11 protein-coding genes are annotated in these 11897 nt (G+C 43.8%); 8 read left to right on the forward strand and 3 right to left on the reverse strand.

Annotated elements, in window-relative coordinates:
- Positions 1-31 precede the first annotated feature (31 nt).
- From QYF49_RS04120 to QYF49_RS04130, 3 genes are read left to right on the forward strand one after another with little or no spacing between them, the layout of a single operon-like run.
- Positions 32-1618 carry an ATP-binding protein gene (locus tag QYF49_RS04120; protein WP_290398343.1) on the forward strand — a complete coding sequence of 529 codons (1587 nt, stop codon included), beginning with the start codon at positions 32-34 and terminating at the stop codon, positions 1616-1618.
- Positions 1619-1628: 10 nt separating this feature from the next.
- On the forward strand, positions 1629-2345 hold the full coding sequence (locus QYF49_RS04125; protein ID WP_290398344.1) for a response regulator: 717 nt from the start codon (positions 1629-1631) through the stop codon (positions 2343-2345).
- Positions 2346-2384: 39 nt separating this feature from the next.
- A complete protein-coding gene (locus QYF49_RS04130) occupies positions 2385-3458 on the forward strand; it encodes an AbrB family transcriptional regulator (RefSeq protein ID WP_290398345.1) in 1074 nt (357 codons plus the stop codon).
- Positions 3459-3624: 166 nt separating this feature from the next.
- On the opposite strand, the gene QYF49_RS04135 is transcribed toward QYF49_RS04130, so the two are convergent.
- A complete protein-coding gene (locus tag QYF49_RS04135; protein WP_425589540.1) occupies positions 3625-4839 on the reverse strand; it encodes an MFS transporter in 1215 nt (404 codons plus the stop codon).
- A 7-nt stretch (positions 4840-4846) separates the two neighbouring features.
- Positions 4847-5365 carry a MarR family winged helix-turn-helix transcriptional regulator gene (locus QYF49_RS04140; protein ID WP_290398347.1) on the reverse strand — a complete coding sequence of 173 codons (519 nt, stop codon included), beginning with the start codon at positions 5363-5365 and terminating at the stop codon, positions 4847-4849.
- Between the two features lie 154 nt (positions 5366-5519).
- On the opposite strand from QYF49_RS04140, the gene QYF49_RS04145 reads away from it, so the two are divergent.
- Positions 5520-6278, forward strand: coding sequence for a 2-phosphosulfolactate phosphatase (locus QYF49_RS04145; protein ID WP_290398348.1), 759 nt, complete (start codon positions 5520-5522; stop codon positions 6276-6278).
- Between the two features lie 93 nt (positions 6279-6371).
- Here QYF49_RS04145 and QYF49_RS04150 read toward each other — a convergent pair whose 3' ends face one another.
- On the reverse strand, positions 6372-6503 hold the full coding sequence (locus tag QYF49_RS04150) for a hypothetical protein (protein ID WP_290398349.1): 132 nt from the start codon (positions 6501-6503) through the stop codon (positions 6372-6374).
- 458 nt (positions 6504-6961) lie between these two features.
- On the opposite strand from QYF49_RS04150, the gene treP reads away from it, so the two are divergent.
- The 4 genes from treP (at position 6962) to QYF49_RS04170 (ending at position 11797) form a co-directional block, all read left to right on the forward strand.
- On the forward strand, positions 6962-8371 hold the full coding sequence (gene treP, locus QYF49_RS04155; RefSeq protein ID WP_290398350.1) for a PTS system trehalose-specific EIIBC component: 1410 nt from the start codon (positions 6962-6964) through the stop codon (positions 8369-8371).
- 75 nt (positions 8372-8446) lie between these two features.
- A complete protein-coding gene (treC, locus tag QYF49_RS04160; protein WP_290398351.1) occupies positions 8447-10132 on the forward strand; it encodes an alpha,alpha-phosphotrehalase in 1686 nt (561 codons plus the stop codon).
- Between the two features lie 25 nt (positions 10133-10157).
- Positions 10158-10874: a trehalose operon repressor gene (gene treR, locus QYF49_RS04165; RefSeq protein WP_290398352.1), complete on the forward strand. Its 717-nt coding sequence runs from the start codon at positions 10158-10160 to the stop codon at positions 10872-10874.
- A 104-nt stretch (positions 10875-10978) separates the two neighbouring features.
- Positions 10979-11797, forward strand: coding sequence for an STAS domain-containing protein (locus tag QYF49_RS04170; protein WP_290399043.1), 819 nt, complete (start codon positions 10979-10981; stop codon positions 11795-11797).
- Positions 11798-11897: the final 100 nt, after the last annotated feature.

Consider the following 11897-nt stretch of genomic DNA (forward strand, 5'->3'; position numbering starts at 1 on the left):
CATTGGAAAAATGAGCGGCTCGAGGTGGCATATGAGGCTTCAGACGAAATTGATCCTATTTATTTGCTCGCTTCTTTTAATTGTCATCCTTCTCCTGTCCTTACTCTATCAAAATATGTTTTCAGATACGCTAAAAGAGCAGATGGGCCAAAGAGCACTGAACGTAGCAGAGTCCATTGCGGTCAGCCGGACCGTTGTTGAAGGATTCAAGGATAAAGAACCTTCTCGAACCATTCAGCCTTACGTGGAGAAAATCAGAAAAAAAACAGGTGCTCAGTTTATTACGGTTGGAAACAAGAAAGGCATCCGCTATTCCCATCCGCTGTCCGACAGAATCGGAAAGAAGATGGTCGGCGGTGATAATGAAAAAGCACTGTCAGGAAAGGAACAAATCTCAGAAGCAATCGGCTCTATGGGTCCATCCATACGGGGGAAGGCTCCGATTTTCGATGAACGAGGAGAAGTCATCGGTGTCGTATCTGTCGGTTTTTTACTGACAGGAATTGAAGAGGTTTCACATCCTTACAAGGTCAAAATTTTTATGATGGGCATGTTCTGCCTTATATTAGGAATCATGGGATCCGTTTTTATTGCAAGAAGAGTCAAGAAGGCAATCCACGGGCTGGAACCTGCCCAAATCGGCCAGCTGTATCAAGAGAAGGAAACGATACTCGAAGCGATAAAAGAAGGAATTATCGCGATTAATCGGGAAGGTCAGATCACATTAGCCAATACTGCGGCTATGTCATTGCTGGATGTAAAAAGCCCGACGGAGATCTGCGGCCGGCACGTGCTTGAAGTTCTTCCGGAGTCAAAGCTGCTTGAAGTCATCAACAGTGGCGCTCCCCAATTCGACCAGGAATTTGTAATCAACAGTAAGATCGTGGTAACGAATCGCATACCGATCTACGATAACCATAGAAAAGTAATCGGGGCCGTTTCCTCCTTCAGAAATAAATCGGAGCTTTACCGGCTCACCCAGGAGCTCTCTCAGGTCAGAAGCTATGCCGACTCACTCCGCGCGCAGACCCATGAATATTCAAATAAACTCTACTTGATCTCTGGATTGATCCAGCTCAAATCATATGATGAAGCCTTGGAATTGATCGTAAGAGAATCGGATAACCATCAGAATATGATCCGTTTCATGATGAAAAATATTCCAGATCCTGTCATTGCAGGTTTGCTGATCGGTAAATACAACCGGGCAAATGAACTTAAACTGGAATTTCATATAGACAGGGACAGCCGTTTTATCGATATTCCTGAGCACTTAAGCCGTGAACATATCATAACGGTACTTGGAAATGTGATTGACAATGCAATGGAATCTGCGCTGGAGAGCGAGCACGATGAAAAAAGAGTAACCGTCTACCTCTCTGATGCCGGCCATCAATTTTTGATAGAAATTGCGGATACAGGGCCTGAAATCCTGGAAGAAGCAGAGCAGAGAATGTTCGAACGGGGATTTTCGACCAAGAAAGATTCTGGCAGGGGATACGGGCTGGACCTGGTCAGAAAATCATTGGAGCTGCTCGGAGGAACACTGGGCTATCAAATGATGCAATCGGGTGAGAAGGTCTTTACAATCAGCATTCCAAAAGAAAGAAGCAAATGAGGTGGGTGGCTTGCCTGAACATGTATACGATATAGAGACACTGCAGCTATTGATTGTAGAGGATGATATAAGGATTGCGGAAATTAACAGGCGGTTTGTTGAGAAGGTTCCGGGATTTGCTGTAGCTGGCATAGCGACAACTAAAACAGATGCACAAGAACAGATCGAGTGTCTGAAGCCAGATCTCATCTTGCTGGATATCTACTTTCCGGATATGTCAGGACTGGAACTCCTGAAATGGATCCGTGGAGCTGTTCCCGGAATTGATGTTATCATGGTCACAGCGGCTAAAGAGATTCATGTGCTGAAACAGGCGATGCATGGAGGAATCTTTGATTATATTATCAAACCGGTCATGTTCGATCGGTTTAAGGAAACTCTGTTAAAATATAAAGACTATCGAGACAATGTAAGAAAACTGTCCAATGCCAATGAGTGGATGGATCAGGATCAGATCGACATGTTGATGGGGAAAGAATTTAAAAAGAAACCCGAGACATTTTTACCAAAAGGAATAGACCATCTTACATTAAAAAAGGTACTTTATGCGATCCAACAACATAAGACAGGCCTAACAGCCGAAGAAGTCGGAAAAGAGATTGGAGCCAGCAGGACAACGGCGCGTCGTTATCTGGAATATCTGGTGTCCGCATTTGAAATTGATGCTGATCTTTCCTATGGCTCGGTCGGCAGGCCGGAACGGATCTATCGCTATATCAAAAGCTAAGACGTTCTGTCAGCGGCAGCAGGAAAGGGTGCTAGACTGATGAAAGACAATAAAATTTTTAAGGTAGCAGAAACCGCATGCATAGGGTCTTTTGGAGCCCTGCTGTTTATGCTCATACATATGCCATTGCCATGGCTGTTAGGTTCGCTCACTGCGGTCGTGGTATGGAGAAAGCTTACCAAAAGGCCGTTGTACTGGCCGACCGGATTCAGGCATACTGCGATTATTTTTCTGGGAGCCATGCTTGGAACTTCTTTCACGGCCGGAACCGTAAAGGAAATGGCCCTTCAGTTTCCTTTTATGGCTTCAACAACGATGATTACCGTTCTATTTTGCCTCGCCCTGGCCTTCTATACGGTAAAACACATTCGAATGGATTTGGCGAGCAGTATCTTTGGGAGTGTTCCGGGCGGTATGTCACAGGTCGTGGTGATGAGCGAAGAGACGAAGGAGGTCGATACAACGACCGTCGTCCTCATGCAGACGATCCGTTCATTATCTGTCATCTTTTTCGTCCCTTTTTTAACGATTCACGGAATTGGCGGTGAGGTTCGGCCATCTGCCGCTCCCGAGGTGAATGCTGCTGACTCTGGGACATGGATGCAGTATGCGGTTTTTGCAGCCATCGCCTTATCTGCCGCCTGGGGAGGAAAGAGAATTCGGCTTCCTGCAGGTTTTCTGACAGGCCCCTTGATCGCTGTTGCATTATCCGTTTCGTTAGGATTGCATGCTCCTCATGTTCCGTCCTATTTGATCGTCATCGCCCAAGTTTTTCTCGGAATTCACATTGGCCGCCAGTTCAATCCTCAACTGGAGGGCGATATGAAGAAGCTGAGCATTTACACGGTAGTAAACAGTCTTCTGCTCGTCCTGTTTTCTTTATTGCTTGCTTACTTGCTTAGTAGATGGACGCCGATGGATTTCACGACGGCGTTTTTGAGCGCGGCACCGGGCGGGATCGCAGAGATGGGTGTGACGGCTTCTGCTGTACATGCGAACCTTTCCATGGTTACGGGTTATCAGCTGTTTCGGATCTTCTTTATCATGTTTGCTGTTCTGCCCCTTGCTCAATGGTGGGTGAGAAAACGGAAAAAGTTAACGAAATCAGCATAAAAAAGCTTGAAGAACCAGTTGATGGTCTTCAAGCTTTTTTGTTATTTTTTGGAATCGTAAAATTGAATTTGGCTCAATTATTCGGATTTAGGCTCAATTATGGCAGTATTAGGCTCAATTCCACCCTCCCTTCGCTGTTTCAACCTCCCTCCGCATTTCTAATTCATCAAGCTGATTTTCTTACATCTTCCGCAGGCTTTTTTCCTTTTTTCAACAGGAATCCAACCAGACACAGGACAAGAAACACCGCCATTACGAGAGCAGACAGGCGATACATGCCTGAGTAGTTAAAATGCATGGCAACCAGCCCTAGCAGCATCGAACCTGCAGCAACTCCAAGGTCAAGAGTATTGAAGAACATGCTGTTTGCAATGCCGCGCTGTTCCACATCAACTTCTTTAATCATCCAGGCCTGAACAGAAGGCTGAATCATTCCGTACCCGAATCCATATAACATGGCGGATAAAATAACAAATGACGTAGAAGAGGCGATAGAAAGGGTAAACAGGCCGCACATCACGGAGAAGGCACCCGACGTCAGCAAGATAAAAGGGCCTTTACTGTCAAAGATTTTCCCGGAGAAGGGGCGGACGATAAAGATGGCAAGAGCGTTGAATAAAAAGAAGTAGCTGATATGAGAGAGATGAGCTTCTTTCCCGTACAAAGCAAGGAAGCTGAGCAGACCTCCATAAGTAATGGATAAAAGCAGGTTTAAAAATCCGGGCAGTGCGATTTTTTTAAAAGCTTCTCCTGTATTGTGACTGCTTTTTTCCGATGGCTTTGCAAGGGGCGGAGCCGGGAGAACGGCAGCAGATCGGTTGGCAAGAGCCAGCGGGAAAATAATGAGTAAAACGGCGGTGCCGACGGCAGTCAATGTGCCAAACCCATAGTTTCCAAGCAGTGAAAGGCCGATGATCGGTCCAATGGACATGGCCAAGCTGGTCGAAAGTCCAAAGTAGCCGATTCCTTCACCCATCCGTTTAGGGGGAATGACATCAGCAGCCATAGTAGGCAAGGTAGTGCTTGACAGTCCGAAACCAATCCCGAAAAGGACCCGCATCACAAGAAGCAGCAGGATGGATCCGCACCAATAATAGCCAGCTGTAGATAAAGCAGCGATTGCAATCCCGCAATAAAGAATGACGGATGCTCTTCCTTTTTGAAGAATTCCCGCTGCGAAAAAACGGGTGGCGATGGCGGAAAGGGCAAATAGGCTGGTAACGAGGCTTACAGCAAAGTCGCTGGCTCCAAATGCATCCTTAGTATAGACAGGGAAGGAAGGAAGAATCATCTGCAGATTTAAAAATAGAAGCAAATTACAAACGGTGATGATGATAAATTCCTTGCTCCAAAGTTTTTCTTGATGTGTATTCAATAGCATTACTCTCCTAACTGTTGATGATTGAATCAATATTCGCGGTTAATTGATCGAGCACTTTTTTGAAACGTTCCACATCATACTGATCAATTCCAGTAAGTATTTCTTTCATGGTCTCAGCTTCAATCGGAATGGTGCTGGCAGCAATTTTTTCTCCTTTTGCTGTAAGTGAAACGATAAATGCTCTTCGGTCCGCTTCGCTCATCTGCTTTTTGATCAGTTCCTTTTTCATGAGGATGTCGAGGATTCTGGCCGTGGTTGGCTGATCTTTAGCCGTCCTGCGGGCAAGTTCCTTCTGGGTAATGCCCCCCTCTTCAAATAACTGATAAAGAACGGACCATTGTTCGGGTGTTATGTCAAATTCCCGAAAGCGATGCATAAGCAAATGTATAATTTTCCTGCTTGCCTGGTTAATTAAAAAGCCGACAGATTCATCTTTCTGCTGTGAGTGCAATTTGATCGTTCCTCTCATTTCGAAAATACTTGTTGCAACAATTATAAGTAAAACATATATTTTCAATAAATGCAAATCACAAAAAACCCCCTGCAAGAAGCAGCGGGTTTACATTCGGAAAATGTTCAGACCTGAGTATACAGTTTAACAAATATTGTAAAAATAGTCTACCTATTTAATGATCCTGCTGATACGATTAAGGCAGAAAGACGGAGAGGAGCCTGAAAAAATGTCTGTATTCCATCAGCAAAATTATCAATGTAAAACAGAGTGGGGAGTCAGGGGAGCAAGGGAAGCAGCAGAGCGGGGAGACATTATTGTTGTGGTTGATATTTTAAGCTTTTCATCGACAGTTGTGACTGCACTGAGTTATGGTGCTAAGATTTTTCCCTATCCTCCGCCGATCAATGAAGAAGCCAAAAAATATGCAGAGGAAGTCGGAGCAGAGCTTTTATCAGGAAGAGCAGAAGCATTGAAATGGGGAACGCATTCTCTTTCACCGGCATCATTCAGTTTGCATGATCAAGAAAAAAAGTTTGTGATGTGTTCGTTGAATGGTGCTGCGTGCATTTGGGCTGCCAGAAAAGTTCCTGCACTGCTGATCGGCTGTCTGAGGAATGCATCGGCCGCTGCGGAAAAGGCAGAACAGCTGCAAAAGCAGTCAGGTGCTGAGATCACCGTGGTGGCATGCGGTGAGAGATGGGAAAATCCGAAGGAGGCTGAAAATAACATCAGACCAGGCATCGAGGATTATCTCGGTGCAGGCGCCATACTTTCGAAACTTAATGGGAGTAAATCTCCGGAAGCCCAAGTATGTATAGGTGCCTATCTTTACCAGAAGGAAAACATTAAAGAGATCATTTGGAACTGCGGCAGCGGACTGGAACTGCGTGAACGAGGATTTTCAGAGGATGTGGAGCACTGTACGAAGCTGGATGAGTTGGATCTTGTACCCCAGCTGAAAGGCAATGTCTTTACTAAGAGCTGAACTTGCTGACTGAATCAGAATACGAATAAGATCCTGATAGGAACGATCGGCATCAGGATCTTTATCCCTTTTTATTTTTAAAGCTGGCTGTTTTTATACCCACTTGTAAACCAGCTTCTGAAAGATTTTGTCCGATGGTTTCTCGCTGTCAGGGTAAATATCGATGACTGTGATCTTTTCGCCGTCAATCGTTTTTTCGAATGTCTCCCCGATCCAAACCTTCATTTTTTTACACTCCCAAAATCATTCTGAAAGGCCAGCAGTGCGGTTTTTGAACAAATGTCAATGTTTACACCCTGTTTTTGAAGTTTGGAAATAAGCTCCTTAAGTTTTTTTGTCATGCTTCCTCATTCCTTTTTATTAGAATAAAGGCATATCCGCCCGGTTACGTTAATGAACCAATCAAAATGATATTTATGGCTATGCCATTTCTACACATAAACAGTATACCGCTTAGAAGTGTTTTGATTTGACTTTTGAAAAAAATCCCACAACTATTGTTTTTTCATCGAAAGTTTCGACTTACATCAAATAAAAACAAAAGTGTTGACCACCATGTATATACAAGTTACAATACAAAACAAGGCATGTATATACAAGTTGTCATTCTTTATGAAAGCGATTCAAAAAATAAAACTGTTTTTATAGATTCTTATGTAAACGGTATCAAGGAGGAAGGATATATGGACATCAGGAAAACCGCAGAGCAGATCGTTGAAGCTGTAGGCGGCAAAGAAAACATCGGTGCAGCTACTCACTGTGTAACCAGGCTTCGGTTTGCATTGAATGATGAAAGTCTGGTTAATAAAGAAAAGCTTGAAGATGTAGATGCGGTAAAAGGTTCTTTTTCAACAAACGGTCAATTTCAGGTAGTCATTGGACAGGGGCTGGTCGACAAGGTCTATAACGAACTCGTCGAGGCTGCGGGTATTGGCAAAGCTACAAAGGAAGACATTAAAAATGCAGCGGAAAAGAAATTGAATCCTTTGCAGAGGGCTGTTAAAACGTTGGCAGATATTTTTATTCCTATTCTGCCGGCGATCGTTACAGCAGGTCTGCTCATGGGAATCAACAACATTCTTACGGGGCAAGGGATTTTTTATGAAGGCAAATCCTTTGTTGATGTAAACACGGCTTGGAAAGACCTGGCGGATATCATCAATGTGATCGCCAACACAGCGTTTGCATTTCTGCCTGGATTGATCGGGTGGTCAGCCGTCAAGAAGTTTGGAGGAAATCCTCTGCTTGGAATTGTACTTGGTTTAATGCTTGTACATCCAAGTCTTCTTAATGCGTGGGATTACGGAAAAGCACTCGAAGCAGGAAAAGTACCGCACTGGAATTTATTTGGTTTACAGATTGAGAAGATCGGCTATCAAGGGCAGGTGCTTCCGGTGCTGCTGGCATCCTACGTACTGGCGAAAATCGAAGTGTTTCTCAATCGAAGAGTTCCGGATGCATTTAAACTGCTGATTGTCGCTCCGGCTGCCCTTCTTGTTACAGGTTTTCTCTCCTTTATCGTGATCGGCCCGATTACATTCGGTCTGGCTAATTTCCTCACGGACGGACTTGTCAGTATTTTTGACAACTTTGCTGCGTTAGGAGGGCTTATCTATGGAGGGCTTTACGCTCTGCTCGTTGTGACAGGAATGCATCATACCTTCCTGGCGGTGGATTTGCAGCTGATCGGCAGCAAAGGAGGAACCTTCCTATGGCCGATGCTTGCTCTTTCAAATATTGCACAGGGATCTGCAGCTCTCGCAATGATGTTTATCACAAAAGATGAAAAAGTGAAGGGGCTATCCTTTACTTCTGCTGTTTCTGCTTATTTAGGAATTACCGAACCTGCACTGTTCGGGGTTAATCTAAGATTCAGATATCCGTTCATTTGTGCAATAATCGGTTCAGCAATCGCTGGCGTCATCCTTACGATCAACAGCGTGAGAGCTTCATCCATTGGTGTCGGTGGAGTACCAGGCTTTCTTTCCATCTTCCCGGACAAATGGGCGCCTTTCTTTATTGGGATGGCTATCGCAGTTGTTGTACCGTTTGTATTAACGTACCTGTTTGCCAAGGTGAAAAAAGCAAAATAATTTCAAACTCAGCTGGCTCATATTGATGAGCCGGCTTCTAACATTTAACTATTCAACAGATAGGCGGTGAGCACTATGGAACAGCCATGGTGGAAAAAATCGGTGGTTTATCAAATTTATCCGAAAAGCTTCAACGATACGACGGGAAGCGGTACAGGAGATTTAAAAGGAATCATTGAAAAGCTTGATTACTTAAAGCTGCTCGGTATAGACGTGGTCTGGCTGACTCCGATCTATGAGTCTCCACAGAAGGATAACGGATATGATATTAGTGATTATTATAAAATCCATGAAGAATATGGTTCCATGGAAGATTTTGAACAACTGCTGAACGAAGCTCATAAGCGGGGAATAAAAGTCATCATGGATATTGTGGTGAATCATACTTCCACTGACCATGCATGGTTTAAACAAGCAAGCTCTTCCAAGAACAATGAATATAGAGATTTTTATATATGGAAGGATGCGGAGGACGGTGCTGAACCGAACAACTGGAAATCCAAATTCGGCGGATCCGCATGGAAATACGATGAAACAACCGAACAGTATTATCTGCACCTTTTTGATGTATCGCAAGCGGATCTGAATTGGGAAAATGAAAAGGTTCGAAAAAAAGTGTATGAGATGATGAACTTCTGGTTCGATAAAGGCGTCGATGGCTTCAGGCTGGATGTGATTAACCTTATTTCCAAAAATCAGGAGTTTCCTGAAGACGACGGAACAGTACCACCAGGTGACGGCCGCAGGTTTTATACAGATGGTCCAAGGGTGCATGAATTTTTAAAGGAGATGCATTCCGAGGTATTTGCTAAGCATGACAGTCTGACAGTGGGAGAGATGTCCTCCACTTCCATCGATCATTGCATCCGGTATTCCAACCCGGAAAGCAAAGAATTAAGTATGACGTTCAATTTTCATCATCTTAAAGTAGACTATCCTAATGGAGAAAAATGGAGTGCTGCTGATTTTGACTTCCTGGCGTTAAAGAGGATTTTGTCAAAATGGCAGGTACGCATGAACGAGGGAGGAGGGTGGAATGCCCTGTTCTGGTGCAACCATGATCAGCCCCGTATTGTTTCCCGGTATGGGGATGATGACGGGGAATACCGCACCCTATCAGCCAAAATGCTGGCAACAGTGATTCACTGTATGCAGGGAACCCCTTATATTTATCAGGGGGAAGAGTTTGGGATGACGAATCCGGGTTTTGAATCGATCGATGATTATCGTGATGTTGAAACCCTGAATATCTATCAGAAGCTGAAAGAGGATGGAAGGGATGAAGAGGAGATTATCAAGATTTTAAAGCAAAAATCAAGAGATAATTCACGTACACCTGTCCAATGGGATGAGACTCCTAATGCCGGCTTTACTTCTGGGACTCCCTGGATTCATGTAGCTGCTAATTATAAGGAAATCAATGCAAAGAGGGCGGTCCAGGATAAGAATTCAGTGTTCAGCCACTATCAGAAACTAATCTCCATGCGCAAGTCCCTGGATGCGCTCACAGAAGGAGACTATCACTTAATTCTAGAAGACCATCCTTCAATTTTTGCGTATACGAGAAATACGGAAGATGAAATGCTGCTGGTCATCAACAACTTTTATGGAAAAGAAACGGAATTTCACGCGCCACAGGAGCTCGCGTTTACAGGAGTGAAGGCAAAAGTCATCTTGTCCAACTACGAGGACTCTTCCAATGAGTTCCAAAGGATACTGCTCAGGCCTTACGAATCCATCGTTTATCGCATTATTAAGTAATGTTACAATAGACTAGGTGGTAAAAATGAAGACAAACAAATACCTGGCGATTTATCAAGAGATCTCTAAGGGGATTGAGAAAGGGGAATTTCCTCCTGGAAGGCAATTGCCCTCTGAGCACGAACTGGCTGAACACTATAGAACTTCCAGAGAAACGATCAGAAAGGCTTTAAATCTGTTGGCCCAGAACGGTTTTATTCAGAAAATCCGCGGAAAGGGTTCAATCGTTCTTGATCTGGCTAAGTTTGATTTTCCAGTTTCAGGACTGGTCAGCTTTAAAGAATTGGCATCAAAATTGGGGAAACCGTGGAAAACCGTCGTACACGAACTTGTGAGAATGGCTCCGGACCGTTTTTTGCAGCACGAGTTGAATATCACGAAGAACGATATGGTTTGGAAAGTAGCGAGGATACGGGAGATCAATGGTGAAAAGATTATTCTCGACAAGGACATATTCAATGAAAAGTTTGTACCTGGTTTAACAAAAGAAATATGTGAAGACTCGATATTTGAATATATAGAGGATGAACTGGGATTAAAAATCAGCTTCGCGAAAAAAGAGATCGTTGTTGAGGAGCCGACAGAGGAAGATCAGAGGCTGTTAACGCTTGAGGGATTTCATAACGTTGTGGTCGTTAAAAACCATGTTTATCTTGATGATGCAAGCCTTCTTCAGTATACAGAATCGAGGCACCGCCCCGATAAATTTCGGTTCGTTGACTTTGCGAGAAGAAATCATTAGTTAATACCAGGCAATGAACCATTGCCTGGTTTTTTTATTTATACTGATTAATAGTGTTACTATAGAGAGGAAGATTGATTCATAAGGAGGGAACACCATTGGCAATGGAAAGTGAATTATACGAGTATTTGATCAGAAATACCGAAGCTTTAAATGAGAAATGGCAGAAGCTCCATGAGGAAAAATCCGATGATTCCCGGGAACGGGGCAGCGAAGAACGAAAACAATATAACCGAACATTTATTGAGAACATGGCGAAAATCTTTATCAATGACAACGTCAACTTTTCTGCCTGGTCAGAGCAGGTGGCAGTACGAAGAGCAAATGGGGATACGCCACTAAGAGACACCTTGGAAAGTTTTAAATATTTCAGAAACATTTTTTGGAGTGTCATCATGGAATTTGTAAACGAAAATGAAGAACAAATCTCCCTTCAAACCCTTGGGGAGTGGAGCGCAAAAGTAAATGCCAGCTTTGATCATGTGATTGAATTGTTTACCGTTTATTATCAACAGATCAGTGATGCAAGACTCTTGTCCCAGCAGCAGATGATTCTGGAACTGAGTGCACCGGTTATCCCTGTATTTTCAGGCATTGGTGTTTTGCCGCTTGTAGGAGAAATCGATACGTACCGTGCCCAAATGATTAAAGAAAGCAGTCTTCACAAATGTACGGAATTACAACTGGAGCATTTAATCATTGATCTTTCAGGTGTCCCTATTATGGACACTATGGTAGCCAATGAACTGTTCCAAGTCGTTCGTTCACTTTCTTTACTTGGTGTAGAGACGACCGTAACGGGAATCAGGCCCGAGATTGCCCAGACTGCCGTTAACCTTGGATTGGATTTTTCAAACATCTCAACGTATGCCCACTTGAGCCAGGCGCTCCCGGTCATTATCAGTGGATATCAACCTTCATAACCGAATGTACTTCTTAGCCGCCTATCATCTTAGGCGGCTTTTTTTATGACGAATTTCAAGGATAAAGGTTCCAGTGTGGAGGGTAGTATAAGGTATTGAA

Source organism: Fictibacillus terranigra (genome assembly GCF_030412265.1).
In the GTDB taxonomy this organism is placed as follows: domain Bacteria; phylum Bacillota; class Bacilli; order Bacillales; family Fictibacillaceae; genus Fictibacillus_C; species Fictibacillus_C terrinigri.